A 19,172-nucleotide genomic window follows, 5' to 3' on the forward strand; every position below is an offset into this window, starting at 1 on the left:
CACAGCGCTGCGCGCTGTGACAGAGAGTCGCCTCGCTGCGCTCGGCGAGGCCCGGCCTTCGGCCGGGTGCGGTCGCTTCGCTCCCTTGCCTCGCGGTGCTCGGCTGCTCCGAAGTTCCTGAGCGCTGCGCGCTCAGGAGAGAACCGCCTCGCTGCGCTCGACGGGGCTCGGCTTCGCCGAGCCAGGGCCGGCCCTTTGGGCCGGAGTCCTGCGCTTCGCTCCGGACGGGTTCGGGGTTCCGCTGCGCTCCACCCCGAACGGCCCGCGCTGCGGGCCCGGGTGACCCCGGGCGGGTTGCGTGGCTTGGGCAGGAGGCCGGCCGCGGGGCCTGATGCACCACGGCCTGGTGCTCAGGGAGCTCCCCATCCGGGCCCGCCTGGACCTCGCGTGCATCACTCTGAGGAGCGGATAGCATCTGGGATCCACCCCACGATGCCCATACAGCGCCTGGCCGGCCGGGCACCGTGGGCACGGTACCCGACCCGGACCCAAGAACCGTGTCCCTGAACGCCCCTGACTGGGCGTCTCCAGGCTCCTGAACTGCACAGATACCTCAGGGGTGTCCGAGGACAGGAACGGCCCACACGCGAGCGCTAACCCCCCAGCCCGCCGTCCGGGGCCCCACCAACCACGAAAACACACCAAACTGATGGTCCGTCAGGAGTGATCTGAGAATTCAGGGCGTCGCACAAAGAAAATTCATGCAGGTCTCCGGAGAAACATTGAATAACGCCACGAATTCCGTATCACTAGGTCCCGCAGACAAATCCTGCTCAGTCTCATCTCCACGATCGCCAGCGTGACGGACAGTCCACAGCGGGACGCCGGAGACGGGACTTGCGGGCCTAACCCGCCCCCGGTGCAACCTCAACCGGCGATGGCGGACGGCTCCGTGTCAAGCCTTCGCGAATCCGCGTCACGGACGCACTCGGCGGCCTCTGACCAGGCACGGAACGCAAATTCGCGAGAACTCGCACCCCGACAGCCGGACTCACACAGTTGCCCTCGCACCACCCACAGCCCGGCACCCTGCCGGCCCAACCAAAGGACCACCATGACCACCACCACGACCCAGACCAACGAGACCACGGCCGCCCAGGCCGCCGAGACAGACGCAGAGCTGGCGCGGCTGCGGCGCGAGCGACCCGTCCTCCTCCTGGTGATCACCTTCGCCCTCACGATGCTCGGCACCGTGCTCGCCATCGGCGCAGCGCTCTTCGTCCGGTGGGCGCCGGCCTGGGCCGACCCCTTCGCGGTCGGCGCCGCCACCTTCGCCGTGTTCCTGACCCTCACGCTGCCCGCCCTGCGGCACCTGTGGCACCAGTAACACCACACGACGCGCGGGCCCGGCCATCCGGAGGGACAGCCGGGCCCACACAGGGCAGACGGCCGGTCCGGGTGTTCCCAGTCGGAACACCCGGACCGGCGGCGTCAAGCAGCGACCGGAGGGCGTACGCCACGGAACTGAGAGGCGGCACGCGGAGAGCCGCCCACCAGGTGGGCGACCCTCCGCGTTCTAACGATGAGCCCCCAGCCCGGCCGGTCAACCGCGCCCGCCGCACCCCCGGCAGTCGCCAGAACCGTTGCAGCTAGAGCACTTGTCAGCCCCGGAACCGCCTCGCTGTCCCGTTCCACCACAGTTGTGGCAGTTCCCGCTGTTTGAACACGTCTGACATGTCATGGATTCCCCGTCCGTCGGATCAACCCCATATGGTCCGCTCGCCTGAGCTCCACAGCAAGGGGCATCAGCCCGGGTCCTCCTCCACATTGCCCCCGCGCCTACCCTGAGGAACCTGAGTCCCTGACACCCAGCCAGGACGACAACGGCATCCGAGGCGCCCAGGCATCAGCTGGCCGCGCGCGGTGCATCCTGCCCGTTGCCGGACGGATCGGGCCCCTGGCAGCATGCCCTGTCTATGGCGAAGAAACAGAAACTTCCCTTTCCGGTCGCGGTCGTCACCGTCGACAGCCCTCAACAGGCCCGCACCGTCGCCAGCAGTTGGATAGTTTGGGGCGGTAGATGCTTCGAGGCCGGCGGAGCGCTCTCCTCCCTGAGCGTGAGCGCGGCGGAGCTCGGGGCCCACGAGGTCATCGGAGCGCGCGTGACCGCCATTCCGGGCATCTCCTACACGAGTCTGGTGGCCTACGGGACCGCGATCACGTACAGATAGAGCGAGCCCACATGGCTTGCACACCGACCCAACCCTGCGCCGAACTGGCATCTACGCTACGCACGACACCGAGATACTCACTGGCCGCAGGCCAGCCTGGGTCTTGACCCGCCTACGGGTGGCTCTGTCCACGAGAAGGAGCAGCGATTCGACGTCGGTTGGGGAGGCACACTCGGCCAGGGAGCGCGTCGCAATGTTCACGAGAACTGACAGCACCAGGCCTCTCCCGCATAGCCGTCGGCGAAGCGTGATGGGCTCCTTGACCTTGATCTTCGCGCGGCGACCCGTTCATGATCGTCGTATGAGTCAGCACTCGGTAACCTTGGACGAGATCGTTTTGGAGGACTGGCCGGCCGTTCACTCCTGGGCGTGCCTCCCGGAGGTATGCCGCTATCAGTCCTGGGGGCCGAACACAGAGGTCCAGACACAGGACTTCGTGGACTCCGCGGTCAAGGCCTGGTCGGGCACCCCTCAGCGCCGGTTCCCCTACGTCGCCCGCGTCGGGCGGGATGTGGTGGGCATGGGTGAGCTGCATGTCCGCAGCCATAAGCAGCGCCAGGGCGAGATCTCATACATCGTGCATCCCCGGGTATGGGGGCAGGGCATCGGCACGGAAATAGGCCGGCAGCTGCTCGCGCACGGGTTCGGCGAGCTGGGGCTCCATCGGATCCATGCCACCTGTGACCCGAGGAATCTCGGCTCCTCCCGAGTACTATCCAAGATCGGTATGACGCATGAGGGACGCCTGCGCCACACGGCACTGCTCCACGACGGCTGGCGAGACTCCATGATCTTCAGCAGCCTCGAAGGGGAATGGCGCTCCACTGCGTAACCCCGCCAGCGGGTGCTGTCGCTTCTCGTGAACATCGACCTCGGTGCGTCCTCGCCGCAATCGCCGGCGCCACCATCGCGATCACCAGCTGGGCGGCACCGACGCCCTGCCCTACGTGACCGCCACCACCCTGATCACCATGCCCATCGCGCTCACCGCCGGGAACTTCATCACCTACCAGCCCCTGGTGACAGCCGGCACCTGGATCGCCACCACCGCAGGCCTCCTGTAGACCCGCAGGTGATCACGGGTGCACAGTGGCGCCTCAGGCCGAGCCCTGGCCGAAGCCGGTGGCCTGCCGCACCAGCCCAAGCCCGTACGCATCCGCCGGCCAGAAGACCCGCTCACCCCCGACGATGCGGCTCCTGGCTGTTCTGCCGCAACTCAATGGCCAGATCCCAAACTGCTTGCTGGAATTCATCGACAGGTACGACATGTCGGCGCCCGTCGCGCACAGGCCAGAAGGCGATATAGCAGCGGAGGCAGACGCTCGCCTCCCGCCAAACGTGCACCCGGAACGGCAAAAGCTCCTCGCTCTCGCGGTCGGCCCTTGAGGCATCCGCAGAGGAACGCAGGAGCCAGCGCAGCACGAGAAGCGCGCAGGGTAAGACCACGGCCACTGCCGCTATGGTGCGGGCTTTCGCCGTACCCAGGTCAGGGCCTGCAATGAGCAGGTACACGGGGATCAAGAACACGAGCATGCCGAAGTAGCAGCCACAGCTATCTACCTCAGCCCTCTGGTGCCTGGGAGGGCTGACCCGCAACGCGAGATCGCTCTGGTTCCATCCGCTGTAGTCGACAGAGCCCCCGCCGCCCCACGAACTCGACGGGGAAGCCGTTCCTCCGGAGCTGCCGCCTCCGCCCTCATAGACGGTGCGTACGCTTCGAACCTGGTCAAGTTGTCGGCACCGTGGGCACGCAGACAAGCCCTCACCCCTCACGCTCCGTCAGGCAATGATCCCGACTGTATGTGCGAACTCGTCTGCAGGACAGCTCCATTCCCATGACCCCCTTTTGGGGCTTACCAGGTGACAGCCGGCACCTGGCTCGCCACCACCGCAGGCCTCCTGTAGACCCGCAGGTGATCACGGGTGCACGGTGACGCTCAGGCCGGACCCTGGCCGCAGGACCGGCCGCACGCCCTTGGAGATACCGGCTCGTATGGCTACGGCCCGGTAGCAGGTAGCGCCGGTTCCTCACCGGTCTGACCGGTCTCGGTGGCGCCGAAGGCCTGGAAAAGCGCGGGAAGGTCACCCGCGGCGGCCTTGTCGACGGCCTTGGCATGGAGCCGGTAGCGCAGCACCGCGCGCAGTGCGGGAACCGTGAGAGTGGCCAGGCCCAGGAGCAGCGCGGGGACCTCCACCGCCGGGTACAGAGTGGCGACCAGGCCGGCCGCTGCCGATAGGGCGCCGGTTACCAGGTTCCGAATCATGTTCACCGTTGTGCCTCACTTCCGCTTATCCGTGTGGCGCTGGGTGCGGCCACGGATCAAGCGTCGAGCGCGGCGGATTGGTGCGGCAGAGGGAACGGCGGTTCCCGCTCAACCGGTAACAGCAGGTCAACGCCCTTGGACTCAGGGGACTTTCACCCTGCTGCGCGTGTGCGTGACAATCGTGGATCCGGCCTGCGCCAGACCGCACGCGCGGGGCGGTCGACGAGGGGGCACGGGGATGGGTGAACCGAAGGCGGTCGGGCTGGCGGCCGCCGCCTACGCGGCCGCGCTGCGCGCCGCGGTGCACGGCTTCACGATGCAGGGCGGCACGCAGAAGGAGATCGCGGTCGCCGCGCATGTCGCCCCGGCCACCCTCTCGCGCTACCTCAGCGGCGACAGGGTCGCCCCGCCCACCTTCGTCGCGCGCCTGGACTCGTTCCTCGCGGAGCGGGGCCGGCCCCTGGACGCCGGAGTGCGGGAGCGGCTTGACGAGCTGTGCGCCCGGGCCCATGAGGCCAGCCGGTCACCGGCCGTCCAGCTGGTAATCCTCAAGCAGGAACTCGCCCGGGTACAGGGAGAGAAACAGGCCGGTGAGGCGGAACTGGCCGCGCTCAAGGAGCATGCGGACCAGCTGGCCGGTGAGCTGGAGCAGGCGCTGGAGCAGGCCCGCCACGCGGAGACGGGACTAGGCGTCCTCGAACAGCGTGTCACCGAGCAGGACAAGAAGCTCCAGGACGCCCAGGCCTACACCCGCCGGCTGGAGGCGGAACTCACCGCGCAGCACGACCAGGTCGTCCTCGTACAGCGAGAAGTCGAAGTCCTGCGCCGCCAGAACAAGACCCTCCTCGACGAGAGCACCGCCACCACCATGTCCGGCGGAACGCTCGAAGGCGCCGTTCCCGCCGTGTCAACGCAGGCCACCAGCGGGAAGGCGGAGCGGGAAGCCCCGGCTCCCCTCCCGCCACGGGATCTTTCCACCAGCACCTTCAAGCCGCTGATGCCAACCCCCGCGCCTCCGCCGGAGCGCAGGCCGCTCCTGGGTCGTGCGGACACCAAAGAACAGTTCACAGGGCAGCTGCGGGCGCTACGCGCCCGGGCCGGCGGCAAGAGGGTCTGGCCAGCCGAAAAACTCGCCGGCCTGAGCCCCAGCAGGCCCTACGGCAACAGCTCCACGCAAGAGGACACTGCCCTGATGGACCGATGGTTCGCCAATGGCGAGTTCCCGCACGACTGGCGCCGGCTTAGGCCGGTCCTGCGCGGGCTGGGCGCAACCTCTTTAGAGGTCAAAACCTTCGCCGCCTCCTACGACAGGATCGGGAAAGGGCGCACGGCCAGGACGTCGGACGTGATGACGGCGGTCCTTGTCCTGGCCGCGATGGCCGTGATCTACCTCGGCGCCACCGCCGTCCTCCAAAGCGATACCGAATCGGGGACCTCGAAGACCCTCACCGCCCTCGGAGCGCTACTGGCCTCCGCGATCATCGGGGGAACAGGCGCGACACTGATCGCTCCGAACCCCGACAAGCCCTCTCCCCACGCGGAGTGGCCCTACACCCTGATCTTCTGCTGTGCCCCGATCACCCTGATCGCCAGCGTCATCGTCCCGTTCGCCACCGGCACCGACACCTGGGGCCACTGGATCGCAGACCTACTCGGACTGCTCTGACACACCACGACGGAGAGCCCCGCGTTCCCCTGGGGAACAGCCCGGGCCACACTGGCGGGGTGATCACGCGCCGCCCGCTGGGCACGGGCCCCCGTCCCGCCACCGACACCCCGGCCGCAGCCGGCCCCCGGGCACTCCTCGCGGCCGAGGCGGTCGAGGTGGCCCCGGCCGCCGAGGCCACCTCGGCCACGAGCCCCGCCGACCGGTCCGCCGCCGCGCCCGGCCGCCGCCACCTGGGCCCCGGAACTGCGGCGGCCGACCACTGACCGGCCGTCACCGGCCATATCTGTAGTCACCACTAGGCAAGCGGTGAGTTCTTTCTGCCCAGTTCAGGGCACGTTGAGGACCTGGAGCTCACCGATCGCAAGGCTGGTGGCACTCTCGCGGGTGGTAGTGAGTGTGCCGGTCTGCCCAGCGCCGGCCCAGGAGATGTTCCCGAACTCCGGTGAGTACGGGGTGCCCGGCCCGGTGCAGGTGATGGTCGCGCCGTCGCCCATCGACCACACGATCGTGCGGACCGTGGCGGTCGCGGTGACCGTCACCGACCCGGCCGAGGCGGACGCGGTGGCCGGGCCGGTGCGGGTCGGGCCCGGCCGGTTCCACATCCACACCGGCATCCCGACCAGGCCCTTGCCTTCAGGCTTCGGCACGATGCCGATGTCCGGCCCTTCCAGGCGCAGGCGCTCGACCGCCTGCTGCGCGAGCGCCTGGACGTCGACACCGCCGCTGGCCGGACCGGTCGCGGACCCGCGGATCCCGCCGCGGACGTCACCGTTCGCGCTGGGGCAGGTGACCAGGTACAGCCGCCCGCCCGGATCCCCCGGCTTCCAGCCCTCCGGTGCACCCGTGTCGAACCCCGGCGGCAGGCCCCCGGCAGGGCCGTCGGTCGGCTTCCAGTAGCAGGAGTCCGCCGAGTTGAACGTGCCCATCTCCGGGGTGGAGCAGGGCACCTCCTGGCCGTCGATCGCGCACGAGGGCCTGCCCACCTCCCCAGGGGGCTTGCCCGGCTTGCCGCCAGGCTTGCCCGGGGCGGGCTGGCCCGGGTCCTGAGCTGTGATGTCACAGTCCAGGTCCCGCGGCGGGCACACCACCCCGCCCCCAGGCCCGTCCGCGACCGCGAGCGGCACGGCGGCCGCCCAGAGCAGGCCGGCCGCCACGGCCGCCGCCCCGAGCCGGGGCCAGCTCAGCACGTGCGGTCCCGCTCGATCGTCGAGCTGTAGACCAGCCACGGCCCCGTGCCCGTGCGCTGCGCGGTCGACTTCACCACGTGCGCGGCCCGGACGGCACCGCCACCGGCGTGCCGTCCTTGCTCACCTTGTCGTAGCCGCTGGAGTCGACGCAGTCGGTGATGACCGCGCGCCGCGGATCGCTGGCGGTGTCGATCGAGTCGACCACCGCGGAGCGGGCCGGCTGCCCCGCCAACACGGTGTTCTTCTGCTGGTACCAGAACAGCGTCGCCTTGATGTCCGCAAGCGCCGTGTCGGTCGCGTAGCGCTCCAGCTCCGGGTCCAGCGCTCCCGCGGCGTATGAGCGGACCTCAGCCGCCCCCATACCCGCGTACACGGCCAGCACAGCGGCCTTCTCCGCCGCCTGAGGGTCAGCCGTCCCAGACGCCAGCACCGACGCCACAGACGGTCCTGCAGGCCCCTTCGCGTCCGTCCCCGAACCCCCGCAGCCCGCCAGGATCACAGCCGCCACCCCAACACCCGCAACCCGTAACCCGTAACCCGTAACCCGCCGCACCATGCCTCCCGCTCTCGTGATCACGCCACGCTAACGACCACAACCCCCGCAATCACCCGGGAAACCAGCCAGCCTCCACACCCACCTCATCCCCACCCGCCAACCTCCACCCCGATCCCCCCACAACCCGCCCCTTCGCCCCGCCCAGACCTAAAGTCTGGCCAGTCACCGGTCGAAAAAATGGCGCCTGCCCAGGGACGATGCGCGGTGAGTCCGCGCGCACGTTCCCCCCATGCGTACCCCCCTCGCGCACCCCCTTGGATCCCCCCATGGGCTCCCCCGATGGGTACCCCCATGTGCGCCAGGGCGGATCGGGGCCGAGCGTGTGTCACACAAGGACTCCCACGGGGGTTGACGGGCTAGCGCCATGGTCAGACCCGTGACACGGCCCCGGTGTGACAGGGCGTGTGACAGGCCGGTGTGACACCCGGCCGGGACGTGGTCGCGGCCCATGTGCACGCGGGTGCAGTGCACGCGCGAACGGCGGGGCCGCCCTGGAGAGGGCCGCCCCGCCGTCGGTTCCTCGCTCAGGCTGCGAGGCGCTCTACAAAGCGCCGGGCGTCGATCGGCGAGTTGGCGGCGCGTCGAGCTATGGCCGCTTCCGCCGCGTCGAACCAACTGGGCTTCGGGTACACCTGCTGCTTCCTGGCCCATTCGTTGTACTGGGGACCGAACTGGGAGGAGTGGAACTGAACGAGCCAGAACACGGCGAACGGGCTCACATCCCGAACCCGGGACCAGGCGGCGAACCAGGCCGGCAGCCTGTCGCGCGACACCTGGCAGCCCTGAAGGAAGCTCAGGTACTGCAGGATGTCGACGGGCATGGCCTGCCCGTTGACGATGCGGTGGGCCGTGCTTCGGGACAGGTTCCAGCCTTCGGCCCGCTCGGACAGCACTCGAAGCGACGGGCGACCGGCGGCAGCGTAGGCGTCCCGCAGGGCACGGCTCAGGTCGGCTTCGCTGGAGGCGAGGTCGGGCCGCGGTACGGCCGTAGAGCCGCTGGGCCGGCGCCAGGCCTCCTGCGCGCGGGAGTGGAGTTGCCGCGCGCGCTCGTGGTGGGGGGTGCCGCTGCTGATGCCACAGGCGCCCAGATACCCCTCAACGCACTCCCAGGTGGGCAGCGTCTTCCCAGACGCGGCGCGCTTGAGGGGGGAGGCTCCCCGCTGGCTGCGCTCCGCCAGCGTGCTGTAGGGGATACCGCCTCGCACGTCGCGGAGGAACTGGGCCAGCTCCCCCAGCGCGGGGACCGTGTGGTCGACAGGGGCTTCGGGGCGCCCCACCCGGCCCACTAGTTCACGCTCCCGTTGCCGGGGCCCCCGAGGGCGGCGTTCAGCAGCCGCCGCAGCAGGCCGCCCCCGCCGCCCTTGCCGTTCCTGACGTTGGAGGCGACCAGGACGGCGACGCTGACCGCGCCAGCGCCGCCCAGCAGGACGAGGATGTCCTGCACGGGCATGTGCGCGATGAGGCTGAGGAGCACGGCGGCCGCCAGATAGGCGGCGATGACGAAGGCGTGGGCCATGCCGAAGCGCACGCCGGAGGCCGGGGCCGAGGCCCCGTCGATCGTGTTCAATTCAGACACCCTTCACGGGTAGGGGTCGACGGCCCTCTCTAGGGCCGCCGACCGGCTGCTACTGGCTCCAACAGGCCGAATTCCGCTAGGTGATTGGCGTCACCTGAGCAGCGGAACGAAGCACTGCCGACCAAGAATCCCAGCCCGTAGCCCCTCTACGCCAAGAGCCCTGTGTTGGCCCCGAAGATGTCCCAATTGTTGGCCCCGAGCCCAACGCACCCGCATGACCTCTGACCTGCGAAAATGCTGCTTCCTGGGCGTCCGAAATTCATTGGCCCGACTTTTGTCCCAGCAAGGTAAGTGATACCTCAGCCACGGCGGCCGTAGCCTCAACCTCGTTACGCGCGCTATCCCCGATGGCGAGTCATGCGCGTTTACAGGCGCCCTGTCTGCTACTGGCTCCAACCAAGGCACACACCAGGGACATTGCGGGTCACGTTGGCGCGTGGCCCGCACGGCGGCCGATGAGCGTACCCACGGTGCGGACATCGGCCTTTGCCGTACCCGAGGCAACCAGCGGACCAAAACCCGCACAACGCCACCTGAGGGCCTTTCAGGGCCCTCTCCAACAAAGGACCCGGGGTCTCGCCGTTCGGCCCTCACGCGGCCACGCAGAGCCCGTGCCGGGCCTGTCGCGGTCCCCACTCCGGCCGGAGAGGCCGGATCCTCTCCTCGCAGGGCTTCAGCAGTCGGCCGCACTCCGGTTCCGCCCCGAGGCTGTCGCACCCATCCCAGACCCACGGTTCAGACCCCCCCACCGCAGGACACACCGCTCGTGTCGCGCCGACAGGCCGACCCGCACGACAGGCCCCCCACGACAGCTCCGGTGGGCTTCCCGCGCACGCGGGTGCACGCGCACGCGTGCACGCCTTGGGATCGGTCGCTCCGGCCGGGGCACACACAAAATCAGCCTCGGGGTCGGTGCCGGCGGGGCCGTGAGGGACCGTCACCAGGACACCGTCCGCACCAGGAAGCCGCAGGCGCCCCGCTGAGCGCCTTTCGGGAACCGCTGCGACCGGAGGGGCCGGAGGGGCCGGAGGGGCCGGAACGGGCCGGAACGGGCCGGAACGGGCCGGAACGGGCCGGAGGGGCCGGAGGGGCCGGAACGGGCGGAGGGGCCGGAACGGGCTGTGAGACGCTCAGCGGGGCGCATAGCGGCTAGAACAGGGTTGCTGCGGCCTGCGGTTCGGTCTGCTGGGCGTAGGCGGCCAACTCGGGGTGCTCCCGGACCAGCTGCTCACGCAGCCGCCGGACCTCCTCAGCCTCCGCCGCCCGGCGGGCGCGGACCTCCGCGCTCTTGGCCGCTTCGCGCCCGGCGTGCTCGGCGCAGGCGTCGGCCAGCATCGCGTTCCACTGGGCGGCCGCCTTGGCCCTCTCGGCCTGGGCGGCGTACGCCGCGTCCCGCTCGGCGAGCAGGTCCGCCGTGGCGTGCTCGATCAGCTCGGCCTCGGTCCGGTCGTGGCACTGCCAGCACAGGCCATCGGTCGGCCGGGTGCCCTTGCCGGTCGCTGTGCAGCCCTTGCCCTCGCAGTCCCACCACACCGGGGTCGGCCCGGTCTCCCCACGGGGCCCGGGCACGATGCCCTGCCGCCGCGCGGCAAGGCGTTCCGCCCTGCGCTTCTCGCACTTCGGGCAGACGTCCTGCGGGCCCAGTTGGATCCGGGCGCCGTCCTCGCACATCGGGTCCGGGCAATCCGTGGGCGGGCGCACCAGGCCCACCGCAACACCGACCGCTGAGCCGATCCCCTTGCCGCCCGGCAAGGCGTCCGTGGCGTAGCCGTGGTTCCACCACCGGCGCCGCACCCGCGCTGCCAGCTGCTCAGCGGACCGGCGGCCAGGGCGGCCAGGATCGTGTCCCGGATGACCACCGGCCGGTACTTCGGCAGCAGGACGGTCAGGGCCTCGGGCCAGGCAGCCTCCACCATGGCCACCGCGGCGGCCTGCTCGGCCGAGAACCGGGTGCCGGCCTGGGACGCCCTTCGCAGCACGACGAGGCAGTGCCAGCGCTCAGTGAGACCCAGACCGCCCTAAGAAGCGGCGCTTGCAGGACCTCGTCCGTCTCTCGAACGACAGGCTGGATAGGGTCCTTGGATCCGAGCGGGGCCTCCCAGCCGACCTGGCTGAGCTCTCTGCCCATCACCGGTGAGCGAGCAAGCGGGCGCGCAGCTGGTGGGCTGGCTGGGTTCGCGGAGATCGGTCATGACCGGTGACCGATGGAGGCCGGGCCGGTCACCGGTCATAGGGGCGAAGGCGGTCACTTGACCATCGGCCATCGGTCAAAGCACAGGTCAGAGGCACTTGGCGCTGCGGGGACCGGTTCACCGTCGACCGGGTGAACGTGACGGCGGACCCCTGGCCCCGCCCAGTCATCCGTCTCTCAGGAATGGCCGTTGGCTGGGCTTCGGATCGGTCGTGGCTGCTGGTGAGCGAGTCGATCGGGGGACCGGGCATGCCTCAGCAGTCACCAGCGCCTGTCACCAGTCACCAGTCACCAGTCACCAGCGTCGGTCACCAGCGTCGGTCACCGGTGTCGCTCGCCGGTCACCTTCAGGGTCACCGGTCATCGGTCATGAGGGTGTGATCAGCTTCAGACCGAGCGAAGGTGCGCGCGCCCGTGCTGCCGGCGTTGCTCGGCGAGGTGCTTGCCTGCGTCGATCACGCGGCGCTGACCGGTCTTCGGCGACACCCCCAAGCGGCGGGCAGCCTCTGCCCCGGACAGCCTCGCACCGGTTTCCTCTGCCTCGACCAGCCATCCGGCGACGGTAAGAATCTGCTGCTGGACCGGGCCCAGGTCAGCCTCCTCGGTCTGCTGCTCGGGCAGCCGAGCAGCGGCCGCACCAGTATCGGTGGCAGTGGCCTGCCAGTGCCCGGTCTCCCCTGATGCTGCGGGGCCCAGATGATCGGTCAGGACGTCGAAGGAGGTCTGCTGGTGACTTGCTACAGCCGACAGTCGATCATCTGCCGACGGCGCCGGTACCTGGCCGGACTCAGGTGCCGTTTCGGCGGGTGCGCGGACGTCACTTCGGGCCGCCGAGGGCTCAAAGAAGGGGTGGGGACCGCCGCCCGTTCGGTGACCGGTCACCGAACCCTCATCGGTCAGGGCCTTCCGGCTTCCGGGGAACCCGGCCAGCAGTTCCTCCACCTCTCTGGCGGGCAGAGGCCCGCCCGACATCGGGTCCACCACTCCGTAGGCCTCGGCCAGGTGCGAGACGAACGCAGCGGCGTCAGGGAACTCGCCAATACGCGCCGCGTAAGAGCGGTATGCCTCCCAGAGCTCCATCTCCGTCAAATGACCGGGCTCGGCGGCCCTGGGAGCGATTGGCTGTGGCCCGCTCGCCGCTGACTCGTCGCGACCGTAAAGATGGGCGGGACCGAACCCGTCCTGATCGGCAGCCGGCTCCAATGCGTGAGTGAAGCCCGCATCCGTACCTGTGGGACCCGCTACAGACCGCTCCCCCACCGTGCCTGGAGCAGCCACCGAAACGCGCCGAGGTGTATCAGCCCGCTCTACCGTCTGGTGATCGGCAGTCTCCGGCGCCGACGGCAATACGGCCGGCTCTATCCCCGTCACCGCCAGCGCCTCCGGCGCCGTCCGCGACAGCGGCACACCGATGCGGGCGAGCCGCAGCGGCATCAGCGCCTCCACCGGGGCCTTGCGCCGCCAGGCCCGCCCGTACCGCGCCTGCAGCCGGGCCTGGTATATCAGCCGGTCCTGCTCCATGCCGACCGCCTGCTCGTAGGAGCGCAGCTCCCACAGCTTCATCCGGCGCCACAGCTTGAACGTGGGCACCGGCGACAGCAGCCACCGGGTGATGCGCACGCCCTCCATGTGCCGGTCCGCGGTGATGTCCGCGATCCGGCCCACCGCGTGCCGGGCCGCCTCCACCGTCACCACGAACAGGATCGGGATCACGGCGTGCATACCGACGCCCAGCGGGTCCGGCCAGGCCGCGGCACCGTTGAAGGCGATCGTCGCGATCGTCAGCAGCCACGCCGTCTGGCGCAGCAGCGGGAAGGGGATCCGGATCCACGTCAGCAGCAGGTCCAGCGCGAGCAGCACGCAGATGCCCGCGTCGATGCCGATGGGGAAGACGAGCGAGAAGTTACCGAAGCCTTTTTGCAGGGCGAGCGCGCGCACCGCGGAGTACGAGCCCGCGAAACCAATCGCCGCGATGACGACGGCCCCGGCGACCACGACGCCGATGAGTATCCGGTGCGTACGAGACAGCTGAAGCTGAGTCACGTGCTCCTACCCCTCCATCAGTCCCTGTCCTGATCATCGTTCACATTCCCATCGGCCAGGCACAGGACGCCGCAATAATCAGCAGAAGAGGCGCAGGCGCCGTTTTCAGGCAGGGCTTCAACCACCGGTGACGGATAACGCGGACCTGCCGTCGCAACGTGCCGACTAGCACCCTGCACACACGAGGAACTGCAACGGACCCGCTCAGCGACTGCTCAGCCACAGAAGGTGCGCCCCAGCGATTCCCGCACGCGTCATGCGGCACAAGGGAGCTACTCCGCACCATCGACGGCATCAGCCACTGTGCTGCTGGCCTCCAACCACAACCACAGACTTCCCGCCACAAGTCGAGCGTGCTGTACCGACGACGCGAGTACCGGAGCGAAGCGCAGGGCGCAGCCAACCCGTGGGGTCCGCACTGGCATGCCGGAGATCAGCCGACGATGCATGAAACTCAGCCGGGGGCGGGGAGGTGTCTTTGTAGATAGCGGCATCTCCCTGACCTGTATAAACACTCGCGATCCATGCAGATGCCTGCATGGAAAGGTGCTCTCAGGACCCGAGTTGCATGCACGCTCACGCATGGAGGTCACACGTCAAGAGACCGCAACGCGCCGATGCATGGAACCATGAATTAGATGACGTACTTGATATATAAGTGAGGTGGTTCGAACGAAGGAGCATCTCTAGTGGCACAGCCAGCTAGGCGCCCGGCAACACCCCTGCCCCAGCAGAGCGCCAGGCTTGTTCCCGTTCCCCGGCAGGCGTCGGCGTTCGATGACACCCGCAGCGCGCATCAGATCCTCAAGTCGCTGGAAAAGATCAGCCGTAATGGCGGGCACTTCACTGCCGACCCGCCCCCGAAGCGCTACGGCTTCGAAGGCGGTACCCACACGAATGTGTCCCAAGTGCTGCAGGAGAATCTGTGGAGGTTCAACCTCTCGGGCCCAGCCCGCAACCTTCTGGACCACATGTCGGTGACTCACAACGAGGAGGGAGTCGTGGCAGCGAAGCAGACAGCACTGGCAGCCCACTTCGGGTGTTCGCAGTCCAAGATCAGCCGGGCCCTGACCGAGTTATCGAAGCACCACTTCACTTGGAAGGTGAAGCGGGGCGAGTACCAGCTCAACCCGACATACTCCTACCGGTTCAGCAGCACCAAGCACCAAGCCCTGCTCCGCAGGATCGGCGCGGCAACGCTGAAAGCCCACAAGATCGTGATCCCTCCTGCGCCAGAGACGAGGTCGTCCTCATGAACGCCGTCCCCGGCTTCCACAACCCTGAGATCTGGGAACACCTGCCGAACGCCGGGCTGAGCCCTACCGCCCGCGACGTCTTCGACATCCTCACCGCCCGCCAGGAACCCGGCGGCACCGTACACATCCGCCAGGACCAGATCGCCGAGCGTCTCGGCATCCCCCAGGCCACCGTGTCCCGCGCAGTCGGCCAACTCAAGGACAAGGGCATCATCGAAGGCCGAGTCCGTCGCGGCCGCATGCTGATTCACCCTCTGCTCGCCGGCTACGTGTCACTGGCTCACATGGTCAATCACATCCAGGACCCCGCCACGCACATCTGGCCGCTGAACTTCCCCACCGGCGAAATCCGCCCGCCACGCCGCAGCGACCCCCGGACCGGAACCGGTTTCGACCCGGACCCCGACGGCGGCGAGGAAGCTCGTGAGGACAAGCCTCACCCCACACTCCTGCTGGCCGGCTGAAAACAGACAGACTGATGTGCCCACTACGTGGCCAGGTCGGTAACGCCTCCCTCCAGGCTCGTCCCTTGCAACACTGCGGCACCAACCGAATCCGAGGACAGCGAGCTTCCGCCGTCGACATCCTCGGCTGCGAGGGGGATCGAACACTCCCAGGTGTATGTAGTCGGCGAATGCGGGGCAGGTTCCCGGCGCCAAGAGGGCCGGGGAAAGAGCGTGCGAGCTCTAGGCGCCGAGAGCAGCAGCGCCTGGAGCCCGCCTCAGCAGGGCCTCGGACACGGCGTGCCCGAAGGCAGAGCCCTTCGTCCTGCCGAACGCCGTGTCCGAACCCGGGGTGCGGCATCGGGTCTTGGCGCTCAGGGGTCGCCTCCGGGGCAGGGCACGACCACACAGGCGTGTCGAGGAAGCTGGTGCCGTGCCGAGCACTCACCCCGCCACGGGCCACGGCACCGGGTGGAAGAAACTTGCCGCAGGGCCAGCACGCCCGGCCCTGGGCCTGTTCCCATGTCAGTTCGCTGAGCTCCGGAAGGGGTGCGTCCTGGCACCGCACCGATAGGGCAGCCTGCATGGCGATCACGGGGGCACTGGAGCCAAGGTGCTCGATCATTCGGCGGCCTTGAGGTTGGTGGCTGCGGTCGACAACTCGATGCCGTCGGAGCCGCGGATGTAGGCCAGCTCCACCCATCGCTCGTAGAGGACGTTGTCCGACACGTTTTCGTTGGTGACGGCCATCAGCTCGCCCTCGGTGCCGGACGCGATGTCTCGGACGCGGCGGCCGAGCAGGGGATGCTCGTCGTGCCCGAAGCCGAGTCTGTGGTTCGCGCTCATTGGTCGGTCTCTTCCATGTCGTCGTCGCAGGTGTGTGGCGATCGCAGCGGCCCTCGTGGGAGCCCTGTCCCTGGTGCGCTGGCGCCGCACCGCCGCAGCCGGGCCTTCTTTCGGGGCGGGCGAGGGAACCCGGCCCAGGCGTACGGCCGGCACCCTGGCCAGGACCGCGAGCCTGCTCCTGGCCTCCGTCCCGGTCATCCTCACCACTACGGCCGGGCTCATCGCCGGAGCGGGCAACCGCGCAGCACTGTTCAGTCGGCCAGGACCCAGCACCCTCGCGCTCATCCTGTACTGCCTGATCGGGCTGTGCGTCCTCGCCGCGATCGCCGGCGCCAGCATCGTGATCACCATCTGGCCGGTCAACAAGCTGGGCGCCACCGACGCCCTGCCCTACATGACCGCCCTCACGCTGATCACCACGCTTATCGCGCTCACCGCCGGGAACTTCATCACCTACCAGCCCCTCGTCACAGCCGGCACCTGGATCGCCACCACCGCAGGCCTTCTGTAGGGAGGCGGGCGTCGGCTGCTCAGTGGCCGCAGGCCGGCTTGGGGTGGTCGAGGTAGGCCCGGCTATCCGGACCGACCTGTCCATCGGCCTTGATGCCGCTGCAGGCCTGGACGGTCGGTTCGTGCGTGTTGGTGTGCTTGCCGGAAGCAAGATTTGGGCTGTCAGAGCAGGCTCAGCACCGTGAGGAAGACGCCGACCACCCCGAGGACCACCTGGAACAGGAGGGTCAGCACCGTGCGCACGGTGCCCCGGCCCGCTTCGACGAGGACTGCTCGTTCCGGGCTCGACGGGAGATAGCGCAGTCGCATCTGCGCGCCCAGTGGCCGTCGCCGGTCGACGTCGGTGTCGAGCCGGTACTCGCGCCCGTCGGCCGCACGGAAGCCCACGATGGCGTGCTGCAGGCCCGCCCGGCCCTGGTCTCCAGGTAGCACGTAGGCGTCCAGCACCCTGCCCTCGGCGGGTAGCCCTTCGTCGAACGTCTTGCGGACGAGCAGCCACCGACTGCAGGCACGCACCGCGAGCGCGACGGAGAGCGATATGGCGAGGAGCCCGACAGAACCCAGCAGCAGCCGGTGGCCGTCCTCACGCAAGAATTCCATGGCGCCCTTCCACGTCGACCTACCGCCGGGCCGGCCACCGTCCGTCGCGCGGCCGGACGAAATCTACCGATCTTGCTGCCGCAAGCACCGGGCAACGGCACGGGGCAGCGCCACCGGCGACCGCGCTGGCCGCGGCCGTCCTGCCAGGCCAGGCGGCCCGGGACGGTGGAAGCAGGTATGGGGGCACGGCAGGCCATAGCGCCTGCCGCCTGCCCGGGTTGCTCTCCTGTCAGGGGCTGCCGATGGGAGACCAGGATCCTGGTGTGCTGGAGTATTCGTAGATGTTGGAGAGGTCTGCGCTGACGCTGTAGAGGCGGTCCTTGGTCGCGACGAAGGAACTGACGGAATCACCGATGACAGTCCAGATCTTCTTGGACCGGTCGTACTCCTGGAGCTTCCCGCCGGTGGTGTCGGTCGTGTAGAGGGTCGTGGGGCTGGTGAAGATCCGGTCGGTCGCGCCTCGCACCGGGTGCCAGACACCCGGCGTGCCGCTGTATTCGAAGGTGCCCTGGTGGTCGGGGCCGACGCCGTAGAGGTGGCTGGCGGTCGCCGCGAAGGAGCTGCCCGGGCCACCGATGACCGTCCAGGTCTTCTTCGACCCGTCGTACTCCTCGATGTTGCCGGTGCCGCTGTCGGTGGCGTACAGCGTCGTGGGGCTCGTGAAGATCCGGTCGGTCGCGCCTCGCACCGGGTGCCAGACACCCGGCGTGCCGCTGTACTCCATCGTGCCCAGGGTGCCGACGCCGTAGAGGTGGCTGGCGGTCGCCGCGAAGGAGCTGCCCGGGCCACCGATGACCGTCCAGGTCTTCTTCGACCCGTCGTACTCCTCGATGTTGCCGGTGCCGCTGTCGGTGGCGTAGAGCGTCGTGGGGCTCGTGATGATCCGGTTGGTCGCGTGGTTACGGATGACGGTCCAGGCGCCGGCCTTGCCGGTGTACTCCTCGACCTGTGCGTCGGCGGTGATGCGGTAGAGGCGGCTGGAGGTCGCGGCCACTGCGCTGGCCCCGCCGCCCTGGGGCCGGGTCGGCGCCGGCGATGCCTGGGCGGATGACGTCGGGGGCGTGGGCCGGGATTCCTCCGGGGCCGTCGGACCGGTGGATAACGAGCCCGGTTCCACGGGCGCCGTGCTCTGCCGGCCCTGCCCGGGGTCGCCCAGCGAGGACGCGGTGTCGGGCTGGTCCTTCGAGCGCTGGACCTGGTTGGCGATGACGAGGACCGCGACCAGCGCCGCGAGCGCCGCCCACTGCGCAGGTGTCCTCCAGCGCCTCAGCCGGGCCGCGCGCGGGACAAGGCCGGTCGGTGGGGCCGCTTCCGCCGCGTCGGTGCGGGAACTCGGGTCCGCCGGGGCCGCCGGCGGTTGGTCCGGGGCGCTCTGCGCGGCCTCGCCCGGGCGGTTCGGCGCGGCGTCGTCCGAGGCCGGCGGGCTGTCCGCGAACAACCCGGCCGTGTCGTCGCGGACGATCGCCGAAGCCGGAGCCTGGTCAGGGTCGGGAGCAGGGCTGCCCGGGGCCGGGACCGACGTGGGGGCGGGGCCCGGAGCCGGTGCGGCGGCGGGCGGGGCAGGGGTTGCTGCCATGGCGGCGGCGTGGAGGCGGCGTGCCTCCTGGAGCTTGGCACCTCTGGTGCGGGCGTCGCGGGGGAAGCGGTCCTCGATGATCTGGTTGAGGCGGGGCAGCGGAATGATCTTCAGGCCGGAGCGGTACTCGCTCCACACGCTCCTGCTCAGCTGGTACTGCTCCTCCAGCCGGCTCACCGTGTCCTGCGCGATCAGCTCCCGCAGGAACCGCGCGAGGGCGTTCGCCTCGGCCGTGCGGCCCTTTAACGGCCCCGGAAGGCGCCCCGGTCGGTTCATCTCTCCCC

General features: G+C 69.4%; 19 protein-coding genes. 9 read left to right on the forward strand and 10 right to left on the reverse strand.

What is annotated here, in order from left to right:
* Positions 1-1,054 precede the first annotated feature (1,054 nt).
* From OG429_RS40145 to OG429_RS40160, 4 genes are all read left to right on the forward strand, one after another.
* Positions 1,055-1,327 (forward strand): hypothetical protein, encoded by a 273-nt coding sequence (locus OG429_RS40145; RefSeq protein ID WP_328923206.1) that lies wholly within the window; start codon positions 1,055-1,057, stop codon positions 1,325-1,327.
* 589 nt (positions 1,328-1,916) lie between these two features.
* Positions 1,917-2,171 (forward strand): hypothetical protein, encoded by a 255-nt coding sequence (locus tag OG429_RS40150; RefSeq protein ID WP_328923207.1) that lies wholly within the window; start codon positions 1,917-1,919, stop codon positions 2,169-2,171.
* 301 nt (positions 2,172-2,472) lie between these two features.
* Positions 2,473-3,003: a GNAT family N-acetyltransferase gene (locus OG429_RS40155; protein WP_328923208.1), complete on the forward strand. Its 531-nt coding sequence runs from the start codon at positions 2,473-2,475 to the stop codon at positions 3,001-3,003.
* Between the two features lie 43 nt (positions 3,004-3,046).
* Complete coding sequence (locus tag OG429_RS40160; protein ID WP_328923209.1) at positions 3,047-3,235, forward strand: hypothetical protein; 189 nt, start codon at positions 3,047-3,049, stop codon at positions 3,233-3,235.
* 933 nt (positions 3,236-4,168) lie between these two features.
* Here OG429_RS40160 and OG429_RS40165 read toward each other — a convergent pair.
* The gene (locus OG429_RS40165; RefSeq protein ID WP_328923210.1) at positions 4,169-4,435 is read right to left on the reverse strand and encodes a hypothetical protein; all 267 of its coding nucleotides are present in this window, start codon (positions 4,433-4,435) and stop codon (positions 4,169-4,171) included.
* A gap of 238 nt (positions 4,436-4,673) precedes the next feature.
* Between OG429_RS40165 and OG429_RS40170 the strand changes: the two genes are divergently transcribed.
* Entirely contained in the window at positions 4,674-6,101 is a 1,428-nt protein-coding gene (locus OG429_RS40170; RefSeq protein WP_328923211.1) for a helix-turn-helix domain-containing protein, read from the forward strand.
* 59 nt (positions 6,102-6,160) lie between these two features.
* Entirely contained in the window at positions 6,161-6,367 is a 207-nt protein-coding gene (locus OG429_RS40175) for a hypothetical protein (RefSeq protein ID WP_328923212.1), read from the forward strand.
* 63 nt (positions 6,368-6,430) lie between these two features.
* Here the strand turns inward: OG429_RS40175 and OG429_RS40180 are convergent, their stop codons facing one another.
* From OG429_RS40180 to OG429_RS40205, 6 genes are all read right to left on the reverse strand, one after another.
* On the reverse strand, positions 6,431-7,291 hold the full coding sequence (locus tag OG429_RS40180; RefSeq protein ID WP_328923213.1) for a hypothetical protein: 861 nt from the start codon (positions 7,289-7,291) through the stop codon (positions 6,431-6,433).
* Between the two features lie 70 nt (positions 7,292-7,361).
* Positions 7,362-7,673: a hypothetical protein gene (locus OG429_RS40185; RefSeq protein ID WP_328923214.1), complete on the reverse strand. Its 312-nt coding sequence runs from the start codon at positions 7,671-7,673 to the stop codon at positions 7,362-7,364.
* A 698-nt stretch (positions 7,674-8,371) separates the two neighbouring features.
* Positions 8,372-9,124: an XRE family transcriptional regulator gene (locus tag OG429_RS40190; protein WP_328923215.1), complete on the reverse strand. Its 753-nt coding sequence runs from the start codon at positions 9,122-9,124 to the stop codon at positions 8,372-8,374.
* 8 nt (positions 9,125-9,132) lie between these two features.
* On the reverse strand, positions 9,133-9,423 hold the full coding sequence (locus OG429_RS40195) for a hypothetical protein (protein ID WP_328923216.1): 291 nt from the start codon (positions 9,421-9,423) through the stop codon (positions 9,133-9,135).
* Positions 9,424-10,572: 1,149 nt separating this feature from the next.
* Positions 10,573-11,217 (reverse strand): hypothetical protein, encoded by a 645-nt coding sequence (locus OG429_RS40200; RefSeq protein WP_328923217.1) that lies wholly within the window; start codon positions 11,215-11,217, stop codon positions 10,573-10,575.
* Between the two features lie 784 nt (positions 11,218-12,001).
* Positions 12,002-13,657: a DUF2637 domain-containing protein gene (locus OG429_RS40205; RefSeq protein WP_328930574.1), complete on the reverse strand. Its 1,656-nt coding sequence runs from the start codon at positions 13,655-13,657 to the stop codon at positions 12,002-12,004.
* 689 nt (positions 13,658-14,346) lie between these two features.
* Here OG429_RS40205 and OG429_RS40210 point away from each other — a divergent pair.
* On the forward strand, positions 14,347-14,913 hold the full coding sequence (locus OG429_RS40210; protein ID WP_328930575.1) for a hypothetical protein: 567 nt from the start codon (positions 14,347-14,349) through the stop codon (positions 14,911-14,913).
* A complete protein-coding gene (locus tag OG429_RS40215; protein WP_328930576.1) occupies positions 14,910-15,377 on the forward strand; it encodes a helix-turn-helix transcriptional regulator in 468 nt (155 codons plus the stop codon). The genes OG429_RS40210 and OG429_RS40215 overlap by 4 nt, the downstream gene beginning before the upstream one ends.
* 600 nt (positions 15,378-15,977) lie before the next feature.
* On the opposite strand, the gene OG429_RS40220 is transcribed toward OG429_RS40215, so the two are convergent.
* Positions 15,978-16,202 carry a hypothetical protein gene (locus tag OG429_RS40220; RefSeq protein ID WP_328930577.1) on the reverse strand — a complete coding sequence of 75 codons (225 nt, stop codon included), beginning with the start codon at positions 16,200-16,202 and terminating at the stop codon, positions 15,978-15,980.
* Positions 16,203-16,236: 34 nt separating this feature from the next.
* Here OG429_RS40220 and OG429_RS40225 point away from each other — a divergent pair, with 34 nt between their 5' ends.
* Positions 16,237-16,713, forward strand: coding sequence for a hypothetical protein (locus tag OG429_RS40225; protein WP_328930578.1), 477 nt, complete (start codon positions 16,237-16,239; stop codon positions 16,711-16,713).
* A gap of 161 nt (positions 16,714-16,874) precedes the next feature.
* Here the strand turns inward: OG429_RS40225 and OG429_RS40230 are convergent, their stop codons facing one another.
* Both OG429_RS40230 and OG429_RS40235 read right to left on the reverse strand, forming a co-directional pair.
* Positions 16,875-17,312: a DUF3592 domain-containing protein gene (locus OG429_RS40230; RefSeq protein WP_328930579.1), complete on the reverse strand. Its 438-nt coding sequence runs from the start codon at positions 17,310-17,312 to the stop codon at positions 16,875-16,877.
* 229 nt (positions 17,313-17,541) lie between these two features.
* Positions 17,542-19,164, reverse strand: coding sequence for a hypothetical protein (locus OG429_RS40235; RefSeq protein WP_328930580.1), 1,623 nt, complete (start codon positions 19,162-19,164; stop codon positions 17,542-17,544).
* Positions 19,165-19,172 lie beyond the last annotated feature (8 nt).

Source organism: Streptomyces sp. NBC_00190 (assembly GCF_036203305.1).
Taxonomy (GTDB): domain Bacteria; phylum Actinomycetota; class Actinomycetes; order Streptomycetales; family Streptomycetaceae; genus Streptomyces.

Bases quoted from the DNA above. Each gene is read 5' to 3' on its own strand.
- OG429_RS40235 (WP_328930580.1), bottom strand. From the start codon at position 19,164: ATGAACCGACCGGGGCGCCTTCCGGGGCCGTTAAAGGGCCGCACGGCC.
- OG429_RS40220 (WP_328930577.1), bottom strand. From the start codon at position 16,202: ATGAGCGCGAACCACAGACTCGGCTTCGGGCACGACGAGCATCCCCTG.
- OG429_RS40165 (WP_328923210.1), bottom strand. From the start codon at position 4,435: ATGATTCGGAACCTGGTAACCGGCGCCCTATCGGCAGCGGCCGGCCTG.
- OG429_RS40230 (WP_328930579.1), bottom strand. From the start codon at position 17,312: ATGGAATTCTTGCGTGAGGACGGCCACCGGCTGCTGCTGGGTTCTGTC.
- OG429_RS40170 (WP_328923211.1), top strand. From the start codon at position 4,674: ATGGGTGAACCGAAGGCGGTCGGGCTGGCGGCCGCCGCCTACGCGGCC.
- OG429_RS40150 (WP_328923207.1), top strand. From the start codon at position 1,917: ATGGCGAAGAAACAGAAACTTCCCTTTCCGGTCGCGGTCGTCACCGTC.
- OG429_RS40145 (WP_328923206.1), top strand. From the start codon at position 1,055: ATGACCACCACCACGACCCAGACCAACGAGACCACGGCCGCCCAGGCC.
- OG429_RS40155 (WP_328923208.1), top strand. From the start codon at position 2,473: ATGAGTCAGCACTCGGTAACCTTGGACGAGATCGTTTTGGAGGACTGG.
- OG429_RS40215 (WP_328930576.1), top strand. From the start codon at position 14,910: ATGAACGCCGTCCCCGGCTTCCACAACCCTGAGATCTGGGAACACCTG.